This is a genomic window from Falsiroseomonas sp. (assembly GCF_051860665.1).
GTDB lineage: Bacteria > Pseudomonadota > Alphaproteobacteria > Acetobacterales > Acetobacteraceae > Falsiroseomonas.
This window is the reverse complement of record NZ_JBHYDM010000021.1, coordinates 57,120-80,215: the sequence shown is the minus strand read 5'-3', so window position 1 is coordinate 80,215 and position 23,096 is coordinate 57,120. Positions and strand designations below refer to the sequence as shown.

At 69.7% G+C, this 23,096-nt stretch carries 26 protein-coding genes; 11 read left to right on the top strand and 15 right to left on the bottom strand.

Annotated elements, in window-relative coordinates; all coding sequences use genetic code 11:
- The 9 genes from ACTIF1_RS18975 to ACTIF1_RS18935 form a co-directional block, all read left to right on the top strand.
- Positions 1-453 (top strand): energy transducer TonB (locus ACTIF1_RS18975; protein ID WP_439598021.1); only part of this gene is annotated, 453 nt, incomplete at its 5' end.
- Between the two features lie 85 nt (positions 454-538).
- A complete protein-coding gene (locus ACTIF1_RS18970) occupies positions 539-1,015 on the top strand; it encodes an MgtC/SapB family protein (RefSeq protein ID WP_439598020.1) in 477 nt (158 codons plus the stop codon).
- Positions 1,016-1,176: 161 nt separating this feature from the next.
- Positions 1,177-1,266: a pyrroloquinoline quinone precursor peptide PqqA gene (gene pqqA, locus ACTIF1_RS18965; RefSeq protein ID WP_439598019.1), complete on the top strand. Its 90-nt coding sequence runs from the start codon at positions 1,177-1,179 to the stop codon at positions 1,264-1,266.
- Positions 1,267-1,297: 31 nt separating this feature from the next.
- Positions 1,298-2,224, top strand: a complete 927-nt coding sequence (gene pqqB, locus ACTIF1_RS18960; protein ID WP_439598025.1) for a pyrroloquinoline quinone biosynthesis protein PqqB — start codon at positions 1,298-1,300, stop codon at positions 2,222-2,224.
- A gap of 5 nt (positions 2,225-2,229) precedes the next feature.
- On the top strand, positions 2,230-2,964 hold the full coding sequence (gene pqqC, locus ACTIF1_RS18955) for a pyrroloquinoline-quinone synthase PqqC (RefSeq protein ID WP_439598024.1): 735 nt from the start codon (positions 2,230-2,232) through the stop codon (positions 2,962-2,964).
- The gene (pqqD, locus tag ACTIF1_RS18950) at positions 2,961-3,233 is read left to right on the top strand and encodes a pyrroloquinoline quinone biosynthesis peptide chaperone PqqD (protein ID WP_439598018.1); all 273 of its coding nucleotides are present in this window, start codon (positions 2,961-2,963) and stop codon (positions 3,231-3,233) included. Before pqqC ends, pqqD begins: the two co-directional genes overlap by 4 nt.
- On the top strand, positions 3,230-4,312 hold the full coding sequence (gene pqqE / locus ACTIF1_RS18945; RefSeq protein WP_439598017.1) for a pyrroloquinoline quinone biosynthesis protein PqqE: 1,083 nt from the start codon (positions 3,230-3,232) through the stop codon (positions 4,310-4,312). Before pqqD ends, pqqE begins: the two co-directional genes overlap by 4 nt.
- A gap of 210 nt (positions 4,313-4,522) precedes the next feature.
- Entirely contained in the window at positions 4,523-6,856 is a 2,334-nt protein-coding gene (locus tag ACTIF1_RS18940; protein ID WP_439598016.1) for a calcium-binding protein, read from the top strand.
- Positions 6,853-7,434 (top strand): M10 family metallopeptidase C-terminal domain-containing protein, encoded by a 582-nt coding sequence (locus tag ACTIF1_RS18935; RefSeq protein ID WP_439598015.1) that lies wholly within the window; start codon positions 6,853-6,855, stop codon positions 7,432-7,434. The genes ACTIF1_RS18940 and ACTIF1_RS18935 overlap by 4 nt, the downstream gene beginning before the upstream one ends.
- Positions 7,435-8,248: 814 nt before the next feature.
- On the opposite strand, the gene ACTIF1_RS18930 is transcribed toward ACTIF1_RS18935, so the two are convergent.
- On the bottom strand, positions 8,249-9,055 hold the full coding sequence (locus tag ACTIF1_RS18930) for a DNA adenine methylase (protein WP_439598014.1): 807 nt from the start codon (positions 9,053-9,055) through the stop codon (positions 8,249-8,251).
- Positions 9,056-9,500: 445 nt separating this feature from the next.
- On the opposite strand from ACTIF1_RS18930, the gene ACTIF1_RS18925 reads away from it, so the two are divergent.
- Positions 9,501-9,674, top strand: a complete 174-nt coding sequence (locus tag ACTIF1_RS18925) for a hypothetical protein (RefSeq protein WP_439598013.1) — start codon at positions 9,501-9,503, stop codon at positions 9,672-9,674.
- On the opposite strand, the gene ACTIF1_RS18920 is transcribed toward ACTIF1_RS18925, so the two are convergent.
- Together ACTIF1_RS18920 and radC are read right to left on the bottom strand one after the other, a co-directional pair.
- Complete coding sequence (locus ACTIF1_RS18920; protein ID WP_439598012.1) at positions 9,675-9,863, bottom strand: hypothetical protein; 189 nt, start codon at positions 9,861-9,863, stop codon at positions 9,675-9,677.
- A gap of 357 nt (positions 9,864-10,220) precedes the next feature.
- Positions 10,221-11,015, bottom strand: coding sequence for a RadC family protein (gene radC, locus ACTIF1_RS18915; RefSeq protein WP_439598023.1), 795 nt, complete (start codon positions 11,013-11,015; stop codon positions 10,221-10,223).
- A 748-nt stretch (positions 11,016-11,763) separates the two neighbouring features.
- On the opposite strand from radC, the gene ACTIF1_RS18910 reads away from it, so the two are divergent.
- Positions 11,764-12,453, top strand: a complete 690-nt coding sequence (locus ACTIF1_RS18910; protein ID WP_439598011.1) for an SOS response-associated peptidase — start codon at positions 11,764-11,766, stop codon at positions 12,451-12,453.
- A gap of 138 nt (positions 12,454-12,591) precedes the next feature.
- Here ACTIF1_RS18910 and ACTIF1_RS18905 read toward each other — a convergent pair whose 3' ends face one another.
- Genes ACTIF1_RS18905 through ACTIF1_RS18850 form a run of 12 tightly spaced genes read right to left on the bottom strand, consistent with a single transcriptional unit; the run spans position 12,592 to position 22,793 of the window.
- Positions 12,592-12,834, bottom strand: coding sequence for a hypothetical protein (locus ACTIF1_RS18905; RefSeq protein ID WP_439598010.1), 243 nt, complete (start codon positions 12,832-12,834; stop codon positions 12,592-12,594).
- Positions 12,831-13,499: a structural protein gene (locus tag ACTIF1_RS18900; protein ID WP_439598009.1), complete on the bottom strand. Its 669-nt coding sequence runs from the start codon at positions 13,497-13,499 to the stop codon at positions 12,831-12,833. Before ACTIF1_RS18900 ends, ACTIF1_RS18905 begins: the two co-directional genes overlap by 4 nt.
- A gap of 7 nt (positions 13,500-13,506) precedes the next feature.
- Positions 13,507-13,740, bottom strand: coding sequence for a hypothetical protein (locus ACTIF1_RS18895; RefSeq protein ID WP_439598008.1), 234 nt, complete (start codon positions 13,738-13,740; stop codon positions 13,507-13,509).
- A gap of 14 nt (positions 13,741-13,754) precedes the next feature.
- Positions 13,755-14,960 carry an RCC1 domain-containing protein gene (locus ACTIF1_RS18890; RefSeq protein WP_439598007.1) on the bottom strand — a complete coding sequence of 402 codons (1,206 nt, stop codon included), beginning with the start codon at positions 14,958-14,960 and terminating at the stop codon, positions 13,755-13,757.
- On the bottom strand, positions 14,960-17,860 hold the full coding sequence (locus ACTIF1_RS18885) for a hypothetical protein (RefSeq protein ID WP_439598006.1): 2,901 nt from the start codon (positions 17,858-17,860) through the stop codon (positions 14,960-14,962). The genes ACTIF1_RS18890 and ACTIF1_RS18885 overlap by 1 nt, the downstream gene beginning before the upstream one ends.
- Positions 17,857-18,282, bottom strand: coding sequence for a hypothetical protein (locus tag ACTIF1_RS18880; protein ID WP_439598005.1), 426 nt, complete (start codon positions 18,280-18,282; stop codon positions 17,857-17,859). Before ACTIF1_RS18880 ends, ACTIF1_RS18885 begins: the two co-directional genes overlap by 4 nt.
- A gap of 22 nt (positions 18,283-18,304) precedes the next feature.
- Complete coding sequence (locus ACTIF1_RS18875; RefSeq protein ID WP_439598004.1) at positions 18,305-18,970, bottom strand: hypothetical protein; 666 nt, start codon at positions 18,968-18,970, stop codon at positions 18,305-18,307.
- Positions 18,971-18,978: 8 nt separating this feature from the next.
- Positions 18,979-19,575 carry a YmfQ family protein gene (locus ACTIF1_RS18870; RefSeq protein ID WP_439598003.1) on the bottom strand — a complete coding sequence of 199 codons (597 nt, stop codon included), beginning with the start codon at positions 19,573-19,575 and terminating at the stop codon, positions 18,979-18,981.
- Positions 19,576-19,578: 3 nt separating this feature from the next.
- The gene (locus tag ACTIF1_RS18865; protein ID WP_439598002.1) at positions 19,579-20,682 is read right to left on the bottom strand and encodes a baseplate J/gp47 family protein; all 1,104 of its coding nucleotides are present in this window, start codon (positions 20,680-20,682) and stop codon (positions 19,579-19,581) included.
- A 16-nt stretch (positions 20,683-20,698) separates the two neighbouring features.
- Positions 20,699-21,148 (bottom strand): phage GP46 family protein, encoded by a 450-nt coding sequence (locus tag ACTIF1_RS18860; RefSeq protein WP_439598001.1) that lies wholly within the window; start codon positions 21,146-21,148, stop codon positions 20,699-20,701.
- Positions 21,145-21,645 (bottom strand): phage baseplate assembly protein domain-containing protein, encoded by a 501-nt coding sequence (locus ACTIF1_RS18855; RefSeq protein ID WP_439598000.1) that lies wholly within the window; start codon positions 21,643-21,645, stop codon positions 21,145-21,147. The genes ACTIF1_RS18860 and ACTIF1_RS18855 overlap by 4 nt, the downstream gene beginning before the upstream one ends.
- A complete protein-coding gene (locus ACTIF1_RS18850; protein ID WP_439597999.1) occupies positions 21,642-22,793 on the bottom strand; it encodes a phage baseplate assembly protein in 1,152 nt (383 codons plus the stop codon). Before ACTIF1_RS18850 ends, ACTIF1_RS18855 begins: the two co-directional genes overlap by 4 nt.
- Between the last annotated feature and the right edge of the window lie 303 nt (positions 22,794-23,096).

The window sequence follows — 23,096 nt, the reverse complement described above, 5'->3', positions numbered from 1 at the left end:
GGCGTGCTCTGGGCGCCGGGCGGCATCGCACTCGGCCCCACCGCCCGGCCCAGCCCGCCCGCGGGCCGGCCGGCCGGCCGCGGGCTGGACCTTTCCGTCGATCCGCGGCTGCTGCAGGGGGAAACCCGCGCCGATCCGAACCTGCGGGTCACCGGCGCCCAGGTGGGCGCGAACTGGCTGGCCGCCTTCCGGCGCTGGACGGATCAGAATCTCAGCTATCCGCTGGGCGCCATCCAGAACCGCGAATCCGGCACGGTGCGGGTGCGCGTGGTGGCGGCGCCGGATGGAAGGGTGTTGAGCGTGCGGCTGATCACCCCCTCGGGCTCGCCCTCGCTGAATTTCGGCACCACCTTCCCCTTCAGCGGCGCCCGCCTGCCGGCCTTCCCGCCGCCGGCGGACCCCGAGGGGGTGACCATCGACCTGACGGTGAACTACCGCCTGATCCAGCGCTGAATCCGACGGCAGGCGCCCGTTGCGGATGCAACCCGCGCGGTGCCGGCGGGTTAAGCCGCCTGCTTCGAGAGGGGAGGGGTGCCGCGTGGATCGGGCCGGACTGGAAGAATTCCTTCGTCATTTGCTCTTCGACTACGGCCCGAACGTCCGCGACCTCGGCATCGCCTATGCGCTGGCCTTCATCATCGGCTGGAACCGGGAGCGGGAGAGCAACAGCGCCGGCCTGCGCACCTTCCCCCTGGTGGCGATCGCCAGCTGCGGCTTCGTCCAGGCGGCGGAGCCGATCACCCAGAACAACCCCGAGGCAGTGGCGCGGATCGTCGAGGGGGTGATCACCGGCATCGGCTTCATCGGCGCCGGCGCCATCCTCAAGGGCGATGCCATGATCCGCGGCACGGCCACGGCGGCCAGCATCTGGGCCACGGGCGCCATCGGCGCGGCGGTGGCGCTGGGCAGCTACCATGTCGCCGTCACCATCTGCCTGTTCACGGCGGTGACGCTTTACGCCCTCACACCGCTGAAGCCCCGGCGGGTGGTGGCGGCGGAGCCGGAGGAGCGTTGAGGGCGCTTCATTCGGCCCCCGCGGCGAACTCCGCCCTGCCCGGCGCTTTCAGACCCCGGCAGCCCCCGTGCATGACAGATTTTTCATGACGGAAACGTGTGGCGGCACTACCGTGAAGCGCCGCCATATCCCGGGCGTCGCCAATCAAGGAGGAGAAGATCATGGCCTGGACCAAGCCCCGCATCGTCGAGATCTCGCTCGGCTGCGAAATCAATTCCTACGCCTCCGCCGAAGTCTCGCCCAAGGTCTGAGCCTCGGCCTCGGCTGCCGCGCCGGATGGCGATGAAGGCGATCCTGCTCGGCACCGGGGCGGGCGGCGGATTTCCCCAGTGGAATTCCGCCGCCGAGGCCTGCCGGCGCGCCCGCGCCGGGGACCCCGCGGCGCTGCCGCGCACGCAATGCGGCCTGGCGGTTTCCGCGGATGGCGCGCGCTGGGTGCTGGTCAATGCCTCCCCGGACCTGCGCGCCCAGATCGAGGCGACGCCCGCCTTGCATCCGCGGCCGGAGGGCGGGCGGAAGCGCCATTCCCCGATCGCCGCCGTGGTGCTGACGGGGGGCGAGGTGGATGCCATCGCCGGCCTTCTGACCCTGCGCGAGGGCCATCGTTTTGCACTCCACGCGCCGGCCTCGGTGCTGGAGGTGCTGGCGGCCAATCCGATTTTTGGCGCGGTGAACCCGGCGCTGGTGCCGCGGCTCGAACTGCCCGCCGAGGCGCCCGTGGCGCTGGCCGATGCTGATGGCGTGCCGCTGGGCCTGAGCGTCGAGGGCTTTGCGGTGCCGGGCAAGGTGCCGCTCTTCGCGGAGACGGGCGGCGATCCCGGCCTGTCGGAGGAGGCCACCATCGGCCTGCGCATCACCGATGCCGCCGGCCATGCGCTGGTCTTCGTGCCCGGCTGCGCGGCGGTGACGGAGGCGCTGCGCGCACGGCTCGACGGTGCCGATTGCCTCTGCTTCGACGGGACGTTGTGGCAGGATGACGAAATGCCGCGCGCCGGGATCGGGCCCAAGACCGGGCGCCGCATGGGCCATATCTCGATCGATGGGCCGGAGGGCACGCTGGCGCAGCTCGCGGGGCTGCAGTTCGGCCGGCGCATCCTGGTGCATCTGAACAACAGCAACCCCGCGCTGCTTTCCGACAGCCCCGAGCACGCCGCGATCCGCGCCGCGGGCTGGGAGGTCGGGACCGATGGGATGGAGATCGCGCTGTGAACGAAGTGTCCCGCACGCCGCTGTCGCCCGACGCGCTGGAGGCGGCGCTGCGCGCCATAGGCGCCGAGCGCTACCACATCCTGCATCCCTTCCACCGGCTGCTGCATGACGGGAAGCTGGACCGCTTCCAGGTGCAGGCCTGGGCGCTGAACCGTTACTACTACCAGGCGAGCATTCCCGCGAAGGACGCGACGCTGCTGGCCCGCCTGCCGGATCCCGGCATGCGCCGCGAATGGCGCCGGCGGATCGAGGATCATGATGGCGACGGCAGCGCGCCGGGCGGCGTGGAGCGCTGGCTGGCGCTGACCGATGGGCTGGGGCTGGACCGCGACGACGTGACCTCCCTGCGGCTGATGCTGCCGGCAACGCGCTTCGCCGTGGATGCCTATGTGCATTTCGTGCGCGACCGCAGCATCCTGGAAGCCATCGCCTCTTCCCTGACGGAAATGTTCAGCCCCGAGATCATCAGCGAGCGCGTGGCCGGCATGCTGCGGCACTACGACTTCGTCTCGCCGGAGACGCTGGCCTATTTCACGCCACGGCTGACCCAGGCGCCGCGCGATGTGGACTTCGCGCTGGACTATGTGCGCGAACATGCGCGGACGGTGGCGGAGCAGCAGGCGGTGCTGGGCGCGCTGCGCTTCAAATGCGATCTGCTCTGGGCGCAGCTGGATGCGCTGCACCACGCCTATGTCGCGCCGGGCCTGCCGCCGCCGGGCGCCTTCCGGCGGCCGTCATGAATCCGGCGACGGTGCCGGCGCTGCGCCGTGGCGTGCGGCTGCGGCAAGATGCGGCGCGCGACCGCTGGGTGGTGATGGCGCCGGAGCGGATGCTGGTGCCGGATGAGACGGCGCTGGCCGTGCTGCGCCTGGTGGATGGCACGCGCAGCCTGGGTGAGATCACCGCGGAACTCGCCCGCGCCTATGCGGCGCCGGAGGCGGTGATCGCGGAGGATGTGGCGGCGCTGCTGACGGACCTTGCCGACAAGGGCCTGGTGAGCCTGGCATGAACGCCATTTCCGCGCCGCTGGCGCTGCTGGCGGAGCTGACGCATCGCTGCCCGCTCTCCTGCGCCTATTGCTCCAACCCGCTGCAGCTCGCGCAGGTTTCGGCGGAGCTGGACACGGCGAGCTGGGCGCGGGTGTTCCGCGAGGCCGCGGCGCTCGGCTGCCTGCAGCTGCATCTTTCGGGCGGCGAGCCGCTGCTGCGGCGGGACCTGGTGGCGCTGGTGGAAGCGGCGGTGGCGGCCGGGCTCTATACCAACCTGATCACCGCCGCCGTCACGCTGGATGCGAAGCGCCTCGCAGCGCTACGCGATGCCGGCCTGGATCACGTGCAGATCTCCGTGCAGGACGCGGAGGCCGGCCGCGCCGATGCCCAGGCCGGCTTCCCCGGCGGCCATGCGCGCAAACTGGCGGCGGCGGCGCTGGTGCGGGAGGCGGGACTGCCGCTGACCATCAATGCCGTGGTGCATCGCCGCAACCTTCCGAACCTGCCCGGGCTGATCGCGCTCGCCGAGGCGGCGGGCGCGGAGCGGCTGGAGGTGGCGCATGTGCAGTATTACGGCTGGGCGCTGGCCAATCGCGACGCGCTGCTGCCGGACCGCGCCATGCTGGATCGGGCGACGGAACAGGTGGAGGCGGCGCGGGCGCGGCTCGGCGGGCGCATGGTGATCGACTACGTCGTGCCGGACTACCACGCGACGCGCCCAAAGCCCTGCATGGGGGGCTGGGGGCGGCGCTTCATCGTGGTGAACCCGACTGGCCGCGTGCTGCCCTGCCACGCCGCCGAAAGCCTGCCGGGGCTGGATTTTCCCAATGTGCGGGAGACCAGCCTGGCCGAGGCCTGGATGGGCTCCGACGCCTTCAACCGTTTCCGGGGCACCGGCTGGATGCCCGCGCCCTGCCGTGGCTGTGCGTTGGCCGAGGTGGATTGGGGTGGCTGCCGCTGCCAGGCCTATGCGCTGACCGGCGAGATCGATGCCACAGACCCGGCCTGCGCGCTGTCGCCGCATCACGGGGTGCTGGCGGATGCGCGGGCGGGGGCGGGGGATGACGCGCCGCTGGTGCATCGCGCGCAAGCGCGTTGAAGGGAAGCGCGCAAGCGCGTTGAAGGGAAGCGCGCAAGCGCGTTGAAGGGAAGCGCGCCGAGCCCGTGAAGATCGCGGATGCCGGCCACCACTTGGTCGCATCCTTCAGATCTTCGTGAGGCGCTTGCTGGCAGGCCCCGGCGCGTCGCAGGAGTGCATGCAAAATGCGACGATGTGGTCGCTGCCTGTCGCACAGCATGGAAACAATCAATGCCGCCGATCCATGGCACTGCCGCCTCCCAGTCCATGGACGGAACCGAGGGGGACGACATCATCTACGGCGGTGGGTCAGCCTCGCCCCTCGTCGGAACCGGTGACGACACGCTGTCTGGCCTCGGCGGCGACGACCAGCTGTTCGGCGGCGACGGCAACGACCGGCTGCTCGGCGGCCTGGGGGCCGACGTGCTTTACGGGGGAGAGGGAGCCGACACCTTGGCTGGCGGTGGCGGCAACGATTACCTGCTGGGCGAGGCCGGGGCGGACAGCATCGTGGCAGCAGGTTCCGGTGCCACGCTGAGCGCCGTCTTCGTCTTCGGCGGCGAGGGGAACGACAGCATTGCCGCGACGGGCAGCTGGACCGGCAGCTTCTCGGCGGAGGGCGGTGCAGGGGACGACCTGCTCGACCTCAGCGGTGCCTCCTTCGCCGGTTCCTCGACCGGCATCGTCCTCGGCGGCGGTGCGGGACAGGACCGGCTGATCGGAAGCGGCATCGGGGACCTGCTGAGCGGCGGGGGTGGTGCCGACGGCCTGGTGGGTGCCGCAGGCAACGACACGCTCTTCGACAGCGCCGCGGAGGACGGAAGCCCGGATGGCGCGGACACGCTGCTCGGTGGCGCAGGACTGGACAGGATCCATTCGAGCGCGGGTGTCGATGTCGTTGATGGCGGCAGCGAAGCGGACCTGCTGATCCTCGACCGGCGTGCTGCGACCGTGTCGCTGAGCTTCGTCTTCAGCCTTGCCGGAATGGCCACGCTGGCAGGGGACGGCACGACGATCCAGGACATCGAGCAGTTCGATATGACCTTCGGGTCCGGCAACGACACCGCCCTGCTGGGCGATGCCGACGACGTCCTGAACGGCGGCTTTGGCGACGACTGGCTGGATGGCGGCGGTGGGAGGGACCTGCTGCGGGGTGGCGCAGGCGCCGATACGCTGCTTGGTGGCGCGGGCCATGACCGCCTGAGCGCGGGAAGTGGCGTCGACTTCGTGGACGGCGGCAGCGGCTATGACTACCTCTACCTGAAGCGGGATGCGGCACAAAGCCCGCTGAGCTTCAATCTGGACGCCCTCGGCATCACCACACTGGTTGGCGACGGCACCGTGGTGCAGGGAGTCGAGGAATTCCAGATCCTGCTGGGCTCCGGCGACGACCAGGTCACCCTCCGCAACGGCTCCGACAAGATCGTCGGCGGCGACGGCCATGACGTGCTGGACGGTGCGGACGGAGACAATACGATTCTGGGGGGCGACGGGGACGATTGGCTGGCCGGCGGCGTCGGAAACGATATCCTGCGGGGTGACGCGGGCGCCGATACGCTGATCGGCGGCGGCGGCACGGATCAGATCCTGGGCCGCGAAGGCGATGACAGCATCATCGCCGCGGGGCAGGGTTGGACGACCCTCCAGGGTGACGAAGGCAACGACACCATTCGCGCCAGCGGTGATTGGACGTGGCTGCTGTTCGCATACGGATCGGAGGGCGACGATCTGATCGACGTGAGCCAGGTTGTCTTCGCATCGGGGGCGGTGGGTGGCAGCGCCTCTGGGGGGGAGGGCGACGACACGCTGATCGGCGGCTCCACGAAAATCTCGCTCCACGGTGGTGACGGCAACGACACCTATGTCGTCAGCCGGGGCGATACGCGCCTGACTGAGGAATCGGGCGGTGGCAACGACACGGTCGTGTCCTCCACCTCCTTCATTCTGTTGGACAACTTCGAGAACCTGACCCTGACAGGGACGGCTATGATCGAGGGAAGGGGCAATAGCCGCCCCAATGTCATCCTGGGCAATTCCCCCGCCAACCGGCTCCTCGGCGGTGGCGGCTCCGATACCCTCGACGGCGGAGCCGGCGCGGGTACGCTGACGGGCAATTTCGGCAATGACACCTTCATCGTGGACGATATCGGCGACCGGGTCCGCGAATCGATCAATCAAGGCATAGACCGCGTTCTGGCATCGGTCAGCTACACCCTGGTGGCAGAGGTCGAGGATCTGACCCTCACCGGCGCGGCTCCCATCAGCGGCACCGGCAACGGGCTTGCCAATATGCTGACCGGTAATCTTGCCGCCAATCGGCTTGAGGGTGGCGGCGGCGCCGATACCCTGATGGGCGCTGGGGGTGCCGACACCCTGCTGGGCGGGGTTGGCGACGATACCTACGTGGTCGCGGATGCGGAGGACGTGCTGATCGAAGCCGTGGCAATACCAACCTGGCAGGACGTCAGGACTTCGGCTTCATCGGCTAGGTGTCGACGGAGGCGGCCCAAAGCATCGGCGCGGGCCAGGTCAGCTTCCACCATGACGCAGGCAATACCTTCGTGAACGTCGGCCTCGACGGCGATGGCCCGCGTTACATGCTCATCGAGATCACAGGTCTCTGGACCTTCCAGCAGGCCGACTTCAGCGGGATGTCCGACAACCTCACTCTTCTCGGAGGCGTGGGCTACGATACGCTGGTCGGACAGCGCGGGGCGGATACGCTGAGCGGGGCGGGGCAGGCGGACAAGCTTTACGGCGAGGATGGAGACGATGTGCTGATCGGCGGTGCCGCGGCGGATCGGCTGGAAGGCGGGGCCGGGAGTGATCGCTTCGTCTATCGCGCCAAGACCGACAGCCTGTCTTCGGCACGGGACATCATTGCCGATTTCACACAGGGTGATCGGATCGACCTGTCAGAACTCGATGGCAATGCGACGCTCGCTGGTCGACAGGGCTTCACCTTCCTGGGGGAGGTCTCAACTGCCGCCGCCAGCAGCCTCGGGGCAGGCTCGGTCAGCTTCCACCAGTACGGGGGAAGCACCTTCGTGAACATCGGCGTGGACAGCGATGGCCAGCGAGACCTGCTCATCGAGGTGATCGGCCTCAGGACTTTCTCCTCCGGTGACTTCATGCTGGGCTGACTTGGCCCAGGCGCGCCGATGGCTTGGCGCCACGTCTGGAGCGAGGCCTCTCCCGTGCCGGCCTCCAGCCGGTCGGGCTTGGTTCAGCCCGGCCAGGTGACGCCTAAGCCCTCAGCGGCCATTTCCGCCGCTCGGGCAGGCAGGGTGGCCGGGCGATCCCGGTGGCGATGCAGCCCGCGGTGCCGTCTCGGTCGAGAGGGAGCCGGGTCGCGGCGTCGAGCGCCGAACCACCGTTCGCGACCGCTCGGGCCGCCTGATCGGTCGCTGTGAGACCATTCTGGTGGCGACCAGCTTTGCAGCATGGCGATGCCGGATGGCGGTATCGTCGTGCAGGGCTTGCAGCCCGGCAGCGGAGCGTTCGTGCCGTTGCCGCCCCAGCGGCTGCCTATGCCTTCATGGCGCCGCTGGGCGCCGCGACGGGCCTCTGCCGCACCGGCCGCTGACGGTGCCACAGCAGATACGCCCTTCCTGAATTGCCATCGCGGCTTCGAAGGCACCGAGGCTGCCAATCGCGATACCCAGCAAGATTACACGCCGGGACCAAAGTCCTATCGATTACTCGCATAGGCTATTGGTGGTGGGGAGGAGCGTGGTGGAGCGAAAACCAGCGCAGCGGTGCGAACCAGGGCGAAACTGGCGGACGGGGTGACGGTCGCCAATTAGTCGCTTTGCGGCCGGCTTCCTTGGGCTGGGGCGTCCCGGGAGGAGCCTTGGCCCGGTGTATGGCCCGCTCGGCTGCGGCTACTCGAAACGCGAAAAGCCGCCCCGCGGGGTTCACCCACGAGGCGGCTATCAGGATATCGGGTCAGATTGGTCAGCGCGAGTCGCTGATCAGCAGCTCCCGGGCCCGCGGCGCCTTGCCGTTGCGGGCGACGGTGTAGGCCAGGTCGACCTCCTGCATCGCGAACCTCCCGAAGATCTTCCGGATCTCCGGCCGGTCGTTGATAGACAGCAGGAAGCGCCCCTGCAGCCCGGCCAGCAGCTCCGCCAGGCGCTCGAAATCCTCCCGCCCGAAGACCCCCTCACCATAGTCCTCCTCGCAGCCGAAGTAGGGCGGGTCGAGGTAGATCAGGGTGCCCGGCCGGTCATAGCGGCGGATGACCTCCTCATAGGGCAGGTGCTCGATGACCACGCCGGACAGGCGCTCGTGGATCGCCTCCAGCGCCGGTCCGAGCTTGGTGACGTCAAAGCGAGCTGACGTCGTAGGCGCGACGCCGAAGTTCCGACCCTCGACCTTCCCCCCGAAGGCCAGCCGCTGGAGGTAGAGGAAGCGCGTTGCCCGCTCGAGGTCGGTCAGGGTGTTGGGGTTGGCGGCGCGCAGCCGGTCGAACTCGGCCCGGCCGGTCAGCTGCCAGCGCAGGCAATCCATCAGCGGGACGTAGTGGCGCTGGAGGATCCGGAAGAGGTTGGCGACGTCGGTGCTGATGTCGTTGATGACCTCTGCCCGGGCGCGAAAGGGGCGGCGGAGGAAGATCCCGCCCATGCCGATGAAGGGCTCCAGGTAGGTGACATGGGGGATGGCGGCGATGCGGGCGATGACCCTGCGCGCCAGGTTACGCTTGCCGCCGAGGTAGGCGGCCGGGGGCTCGACCGGCTCGGCCGGGATGGGACTCGACTCCATGTTCTCTTTTCGTTCTACTGCCCCTGCCTCCGGCCGGAGGTAGCGGGGCGGTTCATCCGTGCATGGTCCTCGGCCATGCGGTTCGGGCAGCTGCAACTGCCTGACCCCCGCGCCTGGAGAGCGCGCGGAAGATGGAGTAGGTGATGAAGGTTCCGCAGTTGCCGGCCGAAATGCCGTCCTGGCTCCTCAGGGCATGGCCGGCGCTTGTTGCGGCACATCAGGCTGCACTGGCATCCGGGTTACCCGCAGATCAGGCTCGGGAGGAGGCTGCGGCCATGGCGCTCTCGCCGGCGCTGCCCATGCCCTGCCGTAGGGAGGCTGCGGCGACGCTGGCGCGGCTGCAGCTGGCGTCGCCCGCACAGTGAGCGAGCCGCAACTTGGGGATCATCGGGGGTGGTGGCTGTGCTGCACCTGCCCCTGCAAGTCCATTTGGACGTCCATCAACATGCTGCTGCGAACCTGGCCAGCAGAGACGCCGGCGCCGCACATTGCGCGCCGGCTGCGATGCCAGGCCTGCGGCACGCGACCGACCTGCGAGCTGGTCGATAACCCACAGCTCGATGCGCCGGGATACGTCTCCTACGGCAAGCCGGCTGTCAGGATCCCGATGGACGAGTGATTAGCGGCGGATCCGCCGCGTCGCCTCTCGGCTTAGCGCGAGGCGCCGCCAGGTCTCGGCCGCGGTGCTGCCTGTTGGTGGTCGGCCGCCGGCATCGACCAGGCCCGCCGCGTGGAAGTGCTTCGCGGCGGCATCCCAGTCGAGACCGCGCTGAATAAGCTCCGCCACCTCCGCCTGATGCTTGGCCATCCAATCGGCTAGCGGAGACGCGATCCAGCTGCGGTCGACTTCGTTTCGAAGCCGCTCCTGGATGTCTGGTAACGGTCCCGACCGAGCGGCCTGACGCGGCATGCTGCCCTCCATCGGTCGCAACGACGACTTAACCTCGGGCATCGCCAGCCGTTGCTGATCAGCTTGGAGGGTGGGGCTGCCGCCGCAGCTCAGAGAATCTCTCCAGAATACTGGTCGGGATAGAATCCGGTGCCGCTGTTCGGCAGGAGCGGGCTGATTGGACGACAGCACAGCTACGTGAGGCTGCTACAGCCGACACTATCAGCCCACGCGTTCCGCGACTGGCCGCCGGCCCGGCTCTTGCTCAAGCTACGGCTACAGCAACCCCTCGCGCCGAAAGCTGAAGTACGCACCGTTGCCAACGATGAGATGGTCGTGGAGCGTCACCGATAGGACGCCAGCGGCCAGCTTGATCTCTTGCGTCAAAGCCCGATCCGCGGGCGAAGGTGTGGGGTCACCCGATGGGTGGTTGTGGACGAGGATCAGCGCCGTGGCATGAAGCTCGAGGGCGCGCTTCACCACTTCGCGCGGGTAGACAGGCGTGTGATTCACCGTGCCGCGCGCCTGGGCTTCGTCAGCGATGAGGCGGTTGCGAGTGTCCAGGAACAGCACCCGGAACTGCTCGGTCTTCTCTCTAGCCATGACCGCCGTCAGGTAGTTTGTAAGCCTGTCCCAGTTGTTCAGCACTGGCGCCTCCATCACCTCCGCCAGCTGCAACCGCAACGCCGAGGCTTGGACGAGCTTGATGGCCGAAACGGAGTGCTCGCCCAGGCCACGGGTCGCCAGGAGATCGCTCTGCGGCGCCGCGAGAACTTTAGCAAAGCTCCCGAAGCGGTTGATGATCGCCTTCGCAAGTGGCTTGGTGTCCCCCTTCGGCATGGCCAGGAAGAGCAGCATCTCGAGCAGCTCGTAATCGGCCAGCGCATCCGGCCCGCGCGTCAACAGCTTCTCTCGCATGCGGGCGCGATGGCCATGCGGACCGGTTGAAGGGAACGGCAGGTCAGCGACGTTTCCACGATCTGACGCGCCGTGCTCCTTCTGGGTAGGGCCAGGTGCCGCTTTGGCGCCGGCGGCGAATGCCTCGCGGACCGGCTCAGGGACCTCTCTTATTGCCGAAGGGGCGTCCTGGAAGCCGGATAGGTGAGGCTCGACGGGTCGCCACTCGTCGTCCTGATGAGGCGATGCGCTTCCGCGTCGGTTTGACAACCGCGCCCAAAGCCCACGGATCAGCACACCGAACTCCTCTACCCAGGGTGCAATTGCTGGAAAGCAACTCCCGCCAAAGTATTGCGCGCCTGATCCTTTGTTAACCCTTTTTTTGTGCGATTGTGCATCGATGTGCCTTCACCGCTGACGGAACGGCGTCATGGCGTGCTATTTTGGGAGGGTGCCTCGCATCATCCCAGTTGCCCTAACCTGCCTTCACCTTTGCGCCGCTTTACCTGCGGAGGCCGCGTGCCTGTGGAGGGAACCGGTCCGGACTTACAGCGCCGCCGAAGTGTGGAGATGCGAGGCGCTGAGGTGGGCGGACGGCGACACCTTCACCGCACTCTGCCGCGGGCAGGACGAACCCGTCCGTATTCGCGTACGCGGTGTCGACACAGTGGAGCGTGGTGATGTGAGGTGGCGCGCCTCGCGCGAAGAGTTGCGCCGATCGACCGAGGGATTGCCTCTGACCGTGCGGCCTCATCACAATAGCCGGGACAGAGTCGTTGCTGACGTCTTGTCACACGATGGCAATGTCGGGCGAGCGATGCACGCCGCGGGCTGGTCCAAGCAGGAGTGCCCGCGGCTGTAGCGGCAGAGCTTGCGCCGGACGATTAGAGGGGCACCATGCTTCGCAAGGGAGCCCAGCAGCATGTGCAACCTCTACGCCATGACCTCGAGCCAGCAGGCGATCCGCGATCTGACGCGGGGCTGGCGCCGCGCTGAGCAGGGCTGGCTGGACCTAGCGGGTAACCTGCCTGCCATGCCCGGCATCTTCCCGGACTATCCGGCGCCCATCGTCCGGCGCGAGGGCGAGGGGCTCGCGCTGGCCCTGGCGCGCTGGGGCATGCCGTCGCCGGCCTTCGCGCTGAAGGGACGGAACACTGACCCCGGCGTGACCAACGTCCGGAACACGACCTCGCCCCACTGGCGACGGTGGCTGGTGCCGGAGGCGCGCTGCCTGGTGCCGCTGACCTCGTTCTCCGAGCCGGAGCTGCAGCCTGATGGCAAGCGGCCGCCGGCCTGGTTCGCGCTCTCGCCGGAGCGGCCGCTCGCCTTCTTCGCCGGCATTTGGACGCCGCAGTGGCGATCCGTGCGGAAGTTGAAGGAGGGCGAGGTGACCGCCGACCTCTTCGCCTTTCTCACGACGGAGCCGAATGCCGAGGTCGGTGCGCTGCACCCGAAGGCGATGCCGGTGATCCTGACCGAGGCGGCCGAGTGCGAGATGTGGCTGGATGCGCCGTGGGACGTCGCAAAGGCCCTGCAGCGTCCACTGCCGGATGCCGCGCTGACGATTGTGGCGCGGGGAGAGAAGCGTGATCCTCCGGAGCTCCTTGTCTGAGGCGACGCTTGGTAGCGCCGACATCACCACCCGCAGAGACGCCGCCCGGTCTCGTTATGCGCCAGGATCGCGCGCGCCGTGCTGTCGGTCAGGTTGTCGTGGCGACCGACCAGGATCGGCCGCCACGACCCGCAAGGATCAGTCCCAGCTCCAGTCGCGGCGCAGGCGTTCAGCAGCGCCAGGATCCCGAGCCACATCACGATCGACCGCATCCCGTACCTCCCGCCTGCTGAGCGCCACCTGCGCCTGGTTCAGCGCCACGTCTCGGCCTGCCTGGCGTCGGCCGGCGAGGTAGACGCTGGCGATCGCCGCCAGCAGCGCGGCCGCCATCGCCATCCAGCCCTTGGCGCGGGCCCAGAGCGCTGTCAGCGCGCCGATCACGCGAGCGCCTCGCCGCGGTCCTTGCGCCGGGTCAGGATCACCGACAGCGCGACGACGGCGACTGCGACGATCAGCGCCACGCCAGTCCACTGCGGCAACCCGCCGAGCGAGGAGATCACCGAGGCCGCCGGCGCCGCGACGGCGACCGCGGTGGCCACCGAGGTTGCGCCGCGCCCGGTGCCGGTGGCGGCCGCCTCCAGCACGGTGGCCACCGGCCGCACGACGCCGGCGCGGCGCAGGCCCTCGTCGATCACGGCCGCCGCGTAGGGCTGCCCGCCGAGCTCGTGGCGGATGATGGCCTCGACCAGCGGCCGCATCACCTCGTAGCGGTGCAGGTCGATCTCCGCCTCCGGCGCCACGCCGAGCGCCGCGGCCACGGCCTGCACATAGGCGCTGGTCGCGTTCTCCTTGGGCGGGGCCCAGCGGTTGATGATGCCCTGCACCGTGCGCAGACCATGCCGATCCTGGTAGGTGGTCAGCAGCATGGCGAGCGCGCGGATGCCGTATTCGTGGCTCTCGAAGCGCGCGAAGCGCGGCTGGCCGCCGTTGCGCGGCGCCGGCTCGATGCCGATCTGCCCCTGCCACTTGTTCGTCGCGACATAGTCGATATTGCCAGGGTTGCGATTGCGAAAACCGCGCGTCTGCTCGAGGTTCTTCTGCGTCATGGCGTTCTCACGGATGGGGAAGGATGCGGGCGATGAAGGCGCCGACGGCGCCGGCGGCGGTGACCATGGTGGAGATGCCGATCCACCCGCCCTTGGCCTTGGCGAGCGTGTCGCGCATCTCGGCGACCTGTTCGGCGACGCTGGCGAGCGATCGCTCGACGCGGTCCATCTGTTGCTGAAGGTGGCGGACATTGCTTTCCAGCGCGCCGAAGTCGCGCGGGCTGATGCTGTCGGGTGGCATGGTGTTGGCGTCCTTCACGGCACGCGGGCGGCGATGGAGGAGTATTCGGCGGCATAGGCGCTGCGCCACGCGGTGGCGGCGCTGATCAGCTTCGGCGTGCTGTAGCTGGCGCCCGCCAGGTCGGCGCGGCCGAGCTTCTTGCTCTGGTTGCTGCCCCAGCCCCAGAGAGTGCCGTCCTGCGCGACGGCGAGGGTGTGGTTCAGCGCACAATGCACCCAGCGCCATTCGGTGACTGTCAGCCCGCCATCATCGCCGATCACCTGGGTCAGCGTGCTGGTGTTGCTGGTGGTGCCGATGCCGAGCTCGCCGGAGGTATTCTGGCCGCAGGCCCAGAGCGTGCCGTCATTGCGCAGCAGGAAGGTGGAATACTCGCCGCAGAAGACGTTCACCCAGAAGGCGCCGGCGGCGTTTGGTGCGACGATCGCCGGTAGCTGGCTGCTGACGCCGGGCCCGCGCTGGCCGGAGCTGGCGAGGCCCCACATCCAGACATTGCCGTCCTCGTGGAAGCCGGCGCCGTTGTAGGCGCCGACGCTGGCGTAGCGCCAAGGCCCGGCGGGGGAGACCTTCTTGCAATAGCGATCCTGGGTGTAGCCCTGCGTCGTGATGCCGCCATTCTCCTCCGGAGAGCCGCGGCCGAGCTGCTGGGAGCCGTTGTTGCCCCAGGTCCAGAGATCACCCTGATCATCCAGGCCAGCGACCCAGCGATGGCCGACCCACATATCGACAAAGCGGATGGCCTGGCTGCGAAAGGGCGCGGCGGTGAGCGCGGTGTTGTAGGGCGTGCTGCGCGTGCCGGTGTTGGTGCCGTCATTGAGCTGGGCGGCGATGTCGTTGCGGCCGAATGTCCAGATATTCCCGTCGCGGTCGAGGGCCGCGGAGAATTCGGAGCCGACGCCGATCTTGCGCCAGTTGGTGGCGCTGCCGATTTGGGTCAGCGCCCGCCGAAGAGTGGTATCGCCCTGGCCGAGCTGGCCGAAGGAGTTGTCGCCGGCGGACCAGATGGTGCCGTCGGCGCGCAGCGCCATCATGTGGCGGGCGTAGAGGGCGAACTGGGTCCACTTCTGCGGCGTGGCCCAGGGTGCGACGGGCAGCTGGAAGGCACCGAAATACTGGTCGGCACCGGTGCCTCCGGCGCCGGTCTCGCCCCAGGAATTCTGGCCGGCGACGTACCAGTTCATGTCGGGCTCGATGCCGCCGAAGAAGGCGCGTCGGATCAGCATCAGCGCATCACCTTGCCGAAGAGGGTGGTGCCGCCATTGCCCGTCCAGATCAGGATCCAGTCGGTGTCGACGGTGTTGAGCACGATGTTCGTGCTGCCGAAGACGGTGGTGTAGCTGCCGTCGGGCCGCAGCCATTTGATGGTGGGCCAGGTGACGATGTGGCTGCCGCCGTTCACCAGCTCGATGAGGAGTTCGCCGAAGCCCGCGGGCCATCCGGTGAAGGCGACGGTCAGCGCACCGCCCACCTGAAGCCGCTGGTGCCCCGCGGCGCCGACATCGAAAGTCTGGGTGGAGCCAGCGGCGCCGGTGCCCTTGTTCAGGCTGGTGAGGCCGCCGGCGGAGAGGGTGGTGGCGGAGAGTGACAGGCCATTGCCGATCTGCAGCTCCTCGAGGGCACCGTTGCTGCCGGAGCCGCGGCCTAGCAGGCGCTGGCCGGCCGCGGTGAGGCCGGAGGCCATGGCGGCGCCGGCGGCGGCCTTGCCGTCGAGCGCGCTCTGCAGACCGGAGACATCGGCGATGGCGTGGCCGTGGCTGATGGCAGCCTTGCCGTCGAGGGTGGGTTGCAGGCTGGTGATTTGGGCAATGCTGTGGGTGTGGCTGCTGGCTGCCTTGGCATCGAGCGCGGCCTGCAGACCGCTCGTATCAGCGATCGAGTGGCCGTGGCTGCTGGCGGCTTTGCCGTCCAGGGTGGTCTGGAGGCTGGTGATCTGGGCGATGCTGTGGGTGTGGCTGGTGGCCGCCTTGCCATCCAGCGCCGTCTGCAGCCCGGTCGTATCCGTGATGGCGTGGCCGTGGCCGGTGGCGGCTTTGCTGTCGAGCGCGCTCTGCAGGCCCGTGGTGTCGGCAATCGCGTGGCTATGCACCGCGGCGGCCTTGCCTGCGAGGGCGGCGGAAAGGCCGGTGACGTCGCTGATCTCGTGGCTGTGCGGGCTGCCGCTGCCTCCGCTCTCGGCGTTCAGCGTGCTGCCATCCAGGGTGAGGCCGCTGCCGAGGATCAGCTCCTGGACGGCACCGCCGCCGGCGCTGCTGCGGCCCAGCAGCCGGCCGGATGCGGAGATGGTCAGGCCGGAGCTGCTGGCCGGGCCCGGGGCGATCTTGCCGTCGAGCGCGCCTTGCAGGCCGGAGACATCGGCGATGGCATGGCCGTGCGCCACGGCGGCTTTGCCATCCAGCGCGCTCTGCAGCCCCGCGGTATCGGCGATGACGTGGCCATGCACGGTGGCCGCCTTACCGGCGAGCGCAGCGGAGAGGCCGGTGACGTCGCTGATGTCGTGGCTGTGCGGTCCGGCGGCGGCGGCGGCATTCAGGGTGCTGCCGTCGAGCGTCAGGCCGCTGCCGAGGATGACCTCCTGCAGGGGCCCGCCGCCGGCGCTGCTGCGGCCGAGCAATCGCGCGGCGCCCGAGACGGTCAGGCCCGAACTGGTGGCCGGACCGGGCGCCACCTTGCCATCCAGCGCGGCCTGCAGACCCGCAGTATCGGCGATGGCGTGGCTGTGGCTGGTCGGCGCCTTGCCGGCGAGGGCGGCGGCGAGGCCGGTGACTTCGGCGATCTCGTGGGTATGGGGGCCGGCGGCGGCATTCAGCGTGCTGCCGTCCAGGGTGAGGCCGCTGCCGAGCATGACCTCCTGCACCGGGCCGCCGCCGGCGCTGCTGCGGCCCAGCAGCCTTGCCGTGGTGGAGACGGTGAGACCCGAGGTGGTCGCCGCGCCGGCCGCCGCCTTGCCATCCAGCGCCGCCTGCAGCCCCGCCGTATCGGCGATGGCATGGCCATGGCCGGCAGCCGCCTTGCCGTCGAGCACGGCTTGCAGCCCGGCGGTGTCGGCGATGGCGTGCCCATGCCCCAGCGGCGCCTTGCCATCCAGCGCCGCGGCAAGCCCCGTGGTGTCGCTGATGGCGTGGCTGTGGCTGGTCGCCGCCTTGCCGGCGAGGGCGGCGGCGAGGCCGGTGACGTCGGCGATCTCGTGGCTGTGCGGCCCGGCGCCGGCGGCGGCGTTCAGGGTGCTGCCGTCGAGGCTCAGGCCGGTCCCCAGCGCCAGCTCCTGCACAGGGCCACCGCCGGCGCTACTGCGGCCCAGAAGACGCCCAGAGGCCGCGATGGTGAGGCCGGACGCAGTTGCCGGACCGGCGGCGGCCTTGCCATCCAGCGCCGCCTGCAGCCCCGCCGTATCGCCGATGGCATGGCCGTGGCCGGTGGGCGCTTTGCCGTCCAGCACGGCTTGCAGCCCGGCGGTGTCGGCGATGGCGTGGCCATGGCTCAGGGGCGCCTTGCTGTCCAGCGCGGCACCCAGGCCAGCCGTGTCGGCGATGGCATGGCCGTGGTTCAGCGGCGCCTTGCCGTCGAGCGCGGCGCCAAGTCCCGCCGTGTCGGCGATGCTGTGGCCGTGAGCCGCGGCGGCCTTGCCGTCGAGGACCGCCTGCAGCCCGGCCGTGTCTGCGATCGCATGCCCGTGGCTCGCCGCCGCCTTGCCGTCCAGCACGGTCTGCAGCCCGGAGACATCGGCGATGGTGTGGGTATGCGGCCCGGCACTGCCGCCGCCGGCAACGCTCAGCGTGCTGCCATCCAGGGTCAGGCCGCTGCCGAGTGCCAGTTCCTGCACCGGGCCGCCGTCGGCGCTGCTGCGGCCCAGCAGCCGCGCGGTGGCCGAGACGGTCAGGCCGGAGGCGGTCGCGGCGCCGGCGGCCGCCTTACCATCCAGCGCCGCCTGCAGGCCGGTGACCTGCGCGATGGAATGACCATGCGTCGCCTGCAGGGCCTCCTGGATCGCGCTCAGCGGCGCCTGCTCGACCGCGCCCGTCTCGGCATTGGTGCCATAGACCGAAAGCGCGAGCGGGTTGTCCGACACCGGCAGTTCGGTGGCGTCCTGCACTAGGACGGGGCTGGAAGGGAGGGTTCCACTCACGGGATGACTCCGCCGATGGCTCGGCCGTTCGGAAGGATGAGGAGGGCGCCTTGCGGGGTGGCGATCGGCACCGCCTCTGCCGGCAGCAGCACGACCGCGCCCTCGGTCAGCAGGAAGGGCCGCTGCACGACGCGGGCGATGGGCGAGATGACGATGCAGCGGGCGACAAAGCGCCCCGCCTCGGCGAGGGCCAGGCGGGCCGTGGCCTGGCCCGCGGCGTTGCTGATCCGGCCGGGCGCGCGCAGTTCCAGCCCGCCTGGCGTGACGTAGGACAGATGCACCACAGCGCCTGGCAGCGGCACGTCCTCGAGGTCGGTGATGCTGGCCTCGAGGACGATGGCGCTGCCCTGCACGGCGCGCGGCACCAGGTGATCGCTGCTGAAGACGCGCAGCGTGACCCGCACATCGGTGACGACGGGCATGCAACCTCCGGATCGTGTTGATTCAGCGCAGCGCTTCGAGGTGCAGCCAGGTGTTGGTCGCGCGCAGGTCGAGATTGGCGCCGCGGTCGTGGAAGACCATCATCTGCAGGTAGTCGCCAGGCGACACCTGGACGATGCCACCGCCGGCATTGAGCACGGTGACATCCGCTGCTCCCGCGCTCGGCAGGCGCATCGCTGGCAGCCCGTCACCTTCGCCGATGCTATTGCGCAGGATGCGCACCTTGCGGTCGCCGGATTCTTGGTTGTCCCACGTCGTCTGGCAGGAGACGCGCACGCGACTGATGCCGGCCGGGATCGTCAGGCGGGTCGGCGAAACGCCCGACCAGAGCCCCAGATCGTCATAGATGGGGGCCGGCCACGGCACTGCTGTCTCGGTCGCGTTGGCGATCGTCGTGGCGGAGGTCAACGCCAGCAGCGCGCCGCGTCCGCCGAAGAGGATGCGGCAGGCTTCGAGCACCTGCGCAAAATTGTCCCGATCGGGCGCGATGCCGGCGGCGAGGAGGAAGCTCATCAGCTCCTCCTGCAGGGTGTTGAATTCGGGGGCGCCGAAGATGCTGCCCAAAAGGCCGGCGCCGGGATTGCCACTGGTGCCAAAGCCTGGCGTGCCCACCGGGGCCGGTGCTGCCGGCAGCGACGGGACCTGGGTGCCGTTCGCGAGACGATACATCGCCGCTCCTAGCCGTATTGGAAGATCAGGGTGGTGTGCAGCGGGGCGAGGACGCGCATCTCGCATTCCAGCACCGCATTGCCCCAGGCGGCGAAGCGCTCGCCAAGGGTGGATTGCCCAAGCCGAAACGGGGTGACTGTCGTCAGCGGCGCCTGCACCGCCCAGGCATGGGCCCAGCGTTCGTCCTGCAGATGGCCGCCCAGGCGCATGGCGCCGAGGCGGGAGGGGCCGAACTCGCGGATGGTGATGGCATAGCCCAGCGCCGCGGCCTGGCTGACCAGGTAGGGGATGCTCTGGCCGCCGCGGGCGGTCAGCCGCGCGACCACCTGGCCGCGGCGTTCCTGCAGGCCGGGAGATGGGCCAGCGCAGGGGTCCGGCAGGCCCAGCGCGGCCTCCCAGTCCGGCAGCAGCTCGAAGGCGGTGGCCGGGAAGGCATCGGTCAGCAGAGCGCGGGCCCTGGCGCGCAGCCGGGCGGCGCCGGCGGCGAGGCCGGCGAGGACCTTTTCCTGCGTCGTGCCGGGGTGGCGTGGCCAGACCGGGCCGGTGGGCATCAGGGCCTGCAGAACGGCCAGGTGCTCGGCCTGACCGAGTTCGACATCCGCCATGGGTCAGACCGGCCAGGTGATGACGCCGAGCACCGGCAGGTGGCCGGCGGGGGCGGTGATCGGGTCGAGGCCCGGCAAGGAGAAGCGCTCCACCCCCGGCACGGTGTCGATCGCGGCGGCGATGGCGGAGGGGTAGATCGTGCCGCCCGGTGCGCCCTCGCGCCGGAAGAGGCCGGTGAGGGCCTCGGCGACGTCGGCGCGGATGGCGCTGCTGTCGTCAGAGAGATCGGCGATGGTCAGGTCCACCGGATGGGCCACCGGCGCCACGACATAGACCAGCGCGGTGACTGGCTGCCGCGCCCGGATATAGTCCGCGACCAGCAGCTGATCGCCCGTGGCGGCGATGCCGCGCGGGTCGGAGGTGGCGACGCCATCGGAGCCCTGGGGAAAGCCCGCATCGGCGGCGCGTGCATCGTCGAGCATGATGTGGACGGTGACGGTGCCGGCGGCGAGGCTGGTGTCCCAGGCGCGAGTGATGCCGGGCACCTCGCGCGCCCAGGTGGCGTAGTCGCCGCTGGCGCCGCCCTTGGGCGGGCTGCGATAGCGGTCGAGCATGCGGGCGCGAAAATCCTCCTCCGGCTCCTCATTGGCGCCGCCGGCGGCGGCCGTGGCGAGGCTGCCGGTCGCCAGGATGCCGGAGGCCGAACCCATGAGGGTGACGGCGGCGCCGGCCAGGGCATTGCCGCTGGCGCCCGGCTCCTCCGCCTCGATCGGGACCGTCACGGTGCCGCCGGCGCCGACCGTGCCGAGCGCCGTGCAGCGATAGGTGACGCCATCGGCGGTCCGGCTGATCCGCGTTCCCTCGGCGAGGATCGCGCCGGGCGTGCCGGTGAAGCTGGCCGTCGCCGTGGCGGTCCGCATGTCCTTCCGGAAGATCCCCACCAGGGCGGCCCAGGCGACCAGGCGGGCGCCCGTGGCGGTCAGCGGGTTGGCCTCGCGGGCGATCCAGTCGAGATAGCCGTAGAGGCCCTGCACCAGGCCCGCCAGGACCTTGGCCAGCACCGCCAGGGGCGAGGCGCGCAGCAGCACGCTGGCGCCGATGGCGGCCGCCATATCGGCCCGCGCCTGCCGCAGCAGGGCGGTCAGGGTGGGGCGTTCGAAGGCCATCGTCGGAAATCCCGTGTCAGATGCCCTGCCAGGCCCATTCGGCACGCAGCGCGGCGCTGCGATCGGGCTGGTGGATGGTGATGGCGGCGCCCATGCGGGTGGGGCTGATCCAGCTCGTGGTGACCTCGACCTTGCTGGCGATGCCGTCCTCGACCAGCCAGGCGAGCGCCTCGCGGATCGCATCGCGCGCGAGGTTGAGCGTTTCGGGCAGGCACTTGGCGCGGCGCAGCAGCCAGAGGCGGGAGCCGATCGGGTCCTCGCCCAGGGCATTGCCCCACCAACCACGGCGATCTGTCTCGCCTTGCGGCAGCACGTCATCGGCGGCCGCGCGGGCCTCCGTGAAGAGGCTGATCATGACGGCGGTTTCGAGCGCCTGGGCGGTGAGGAATTCGCCGCCGGCGATCAGCTGCCAATCGCCCTGGGACCGCTCGGTGTCCCAGACGATGGCGATGTCGGTCGCGGTCATGTCGGGGGCAGGGTTTCGCTGTCGGTCTCGGTGTGGGTGTGGGTGTTGAAGGTTCTGGCGCCGATCGTGACGTCGCCGGTCACTTCGAGATCGCCCTCGACGGTGACGCGGGGCGCGTTGCGCAGTGTGATCGGGAGGCCGCCGCCATCGATGACGATGCCGGCGCGGGTCAGGTGGATTTTCTGGCCGAGGTCGTCGTGCAGAATGGCCTCGCCGGCGGCGAGCTCGACCTGGTAGCGGCGGTCATTGGTGGCGACGATAAAGCCGGCGCCGCGGTTGCCGCCCGGGAATAGCACCACGACATCGGCGCCCGGTTGGGGGCGCGACGCAAAGCCATAGGCCTGCAGCAGCGGCGTCTCGTCGCGGATCTCCGCCGCATCGAAGCGCACCTGCAGCCGGCGCGCGCCGCGGCCGCCGAGCGCTGTGCTGGCGGCGACGCGGCCAACCGCGATCATCGACATCATCCGCGCATAGAGGCGATCGAGGCCGGCCGTCATGGCAGCGGCCCGCCGCCGCCGGCGGCAGCCCCGCCCTGCCGCAGCGCCTCGCTCACCTGCCAGTCGAAGGGGGTGAGGTAGACCGGCTGCGGCTGGAAGGCTTCCTGGGGCATCAGGGTCAGCCGCGCATGGGTGCCCTCCCGCCCGCGCTCGAAGCTGACCTCGGAGATCAGCCAGTCGACATCGGGCAGTTTCAGCGTCGGCAGCTGCACCCGCGCCAGGCGGTTCGGCTGCCAAAGCGCGCCGGCGGCGTCGCGCCAGGAATCGGCGAGGATCTCCACCGCCTGGCTGCGGCCGAAGCGGCGGGCGCGTTCCCACTCGACGCGGCGCTGGGCGATATCGACGCCATTCTGCAGCGTCTCTGCGATGACGATGAGCGGCCGAAAGCGCCGGCCCTGGCCGGGCGCATCTGCGCCGATGGTGATGTCGCGGGTCGTGGCGCGGGTGTTGAAGTCCGGCTGCGCCGCGCGATCGAATTGCGCCAGCGTCTCCACCGGCATGAAGACGGCCTCGTAGAGGCTGTAGCGCTTGTCGTAGGCGCGGGTGACGCTGGCCTCCTCGACATTGGCGCCCTCCTTGAAGCCGCTGGCCATACGCTCCGTGGCCAGGCGGGCGAGGATCAGCCGGCCGTCGGGGCCCTCATAGGCGAGGAACTCGGAATGGCGGGCGATGCGGTCGATGATGTCCCAGGCGGTTTCGGTGAGGATGACGTTGAACTGCGGCACCACCTCGCCCTCGCCAGCGCGGGCATCGACCTCGATGCCATAGATGGCGGCGAGCTGCGCGATGACCTGGCGCGAGCGGGCGCTGAGGATCTGGTTGGCGCTGCCGCGGAGGTAGGCGGAGCAGTCCACCAGGTCCTGGCACTTGCCGCGGCCGGTGACGCGGATCTGCGTGCCGCCGCGCTTGCTGACGGAGATGGCGTAGCGGTCGACGTAGCCAGTGAGGACGAGGTCATCGCCGATGCGGAGGACGCATTCCATGCCGGGCTCGACCGGCACAGCGGGCTTGCCGGGGTAGCGGTCGGTGACGACCAGGTCGAAATCGCTGGGCATGCGCTCGATACCGACGCCGATGCGGATCTCCTGCCAGCCGGAGAGCAGCTGGCCGTTGACGAGCAGCGAGACGTCGCCGTCGTTGGGTGGCATGGAGGTTCTCCGGATTGTAGATGGCGTCCAGCCTGTTCGCGGCAGCACAACCACAGAGGTGAGAGCCAGGCCGCGATGGGCTTGAAGTAGCTGGAATGGGTGGGAAAGCAGACATTAGGCGACGCAGTCCATCGGGCTGCTCTAAGCCCATCTCGAACCTTTGCGGCCGTCAGCGCCGGCTCCAAAGTGGACACGCCTTATGGTCAGCTTCGCCCTTCATCACAGCTGCTGAGGTAGGTAGTGCAGCTCGGCGGCATCCGTCCGGACGGTGTCCTCCGTGCTGTCGAGCATGCACGCCGCCTC

Bases quoted from the DNA above. Each gene is read 5' to 3' on its own strand.
- pqqA (WP_439598019.1), top strand. From the start codon at position 1,177: ATGGCCTGGACCAAGCCCCGCATCGTCGAGATCTCGCTCGGCTGCGAA.
- pqqB (WP_439598025.1), top strand. From the start codon at position 1,298: ATGAAGGCGATCCTGCTCGGCACCGGGGCGGGCGGCGGATTTCCCCAG.
- pqqD (WP_439598018.1), top strand. From the start codon at position 2,961: ATGAATCCGGCGACGGTGCCGGCGCTGCGCCGTGGCGTGCGGCTGCGG.
- pqqE (WP_439598017.1), top strand. From the start codon at position 3,230: ATGAACGCCATTTCCGCGCCGCTGGCGCTGCTGGCGGAGCTGACGCAT.
- ACTIF1_RS18940 (WP_439598016.1), top strand. From the start codon at position 4,523: ATGCCGCCGATCCATGGCACTGCCGCCTCCCAGTCCATGGACGGAACC.
- ACTIF1_RS18930 (WP_439598014.1), bottom strand. From the start codon at position 9,055: ATGGAGTCGAGTCCCATCCCGGCCGAGCCGGTCGAGCCCCCGGCCGCC.
- ACTIF1_RS18925 (WP_439598013.1), top strand. From the start codon at position 9,501: ATGCTGCTGCGAACCTGGCCAGCAGAGACGCCGGCGCCGCACATTGCG.
- ACTIF1_RS18920 (WP_439598012.1), bottom strand. From the start codon at position 9,863: ATGGCCAAGCATCAGGCGGAGGTGGCGGAGCTTATTCAGCGCGGTCTC.
- ACTIF1_RS18910 (WP_439598011.1), top strand. From the start codon at position 11,764: ATGTGCAACCTCTACGCCATGACCTCGAGCCAGCAGGCGATCCGCGAT.
- ACTIF1_RS18900 (WP_439598009.1), bottom strand. From the start codon at position 13,499: ATGACGCAGAAGAACCTCGAGCAGACGCGCGGTTTTCGCAATCGCAAC.
- ACTIF1_RS18895 (WP_439598008.1), bottom strand. From the start codon at position 13,740: ATGCCACCCGACAGCATCAGCCCGCGCGACTTCGGCGCGCTGGAAAGC.
- ACTIF1_RS18890 (WP_439598007.1), bottom strand. From the start codon at position 14,960: ATGCTGATCCGACGCGCCTTCTTCGGCGGCATCGAGCCCGACATGAAC.
- ACTIF1_RS18880 (WP_439598005.1), bottom strand. From the start codon at position 18,282: ATGCCCGTCGTCACCGATGTGCGGGTCACGCTGCGCGTCTTCAGCAGC.
- ACTIF1_RS18875 (WP_439598004.1), bottom strand. From the start codon at position 18,970: ATGTATCGTCTCGCGAACGGCACCCAGGTCCCGTCGCTGCCGGCAGCA.
- ACTIF1_RS18870 (WP_439598003.1), bottom strand. From the start codon at position 19,575: ATGGCGGATGTCGAACTCGGTCAGGCCGAGCACCTGGCCGTTCTGCAG.
- ACTIF1_RS18865 (WP_439598002.1), bottom strand. From the start codon at position 20,682: ATGGCCTTCGAACGCCCCACCCTGACCGCCCTGCTGCGGCAGGCGCGG.
- ACTIF1_RS18860 (WP_439598001.1), bottom strand. From the start codon at position 21,148: ATGACCGCGACCGACATCGCCATCGTCTGGGACACCGAGCGGTCCCAG.
- ACTIF1_RS18855 (WP_439598000.1), bottom strand. From the start codon at position 21,645: ATGACGGCCGGCCTCGATCGCCTCTATGCGCGGATGATGTCGATGATC.
- ACTIF1_RS18850 (WP_439597999.1), bottom strand. From the start codon at position 22,793: ATGCCACCCAACGACGGCGACGTCTCGCTGCTCGTCAACGGCCAGCTG.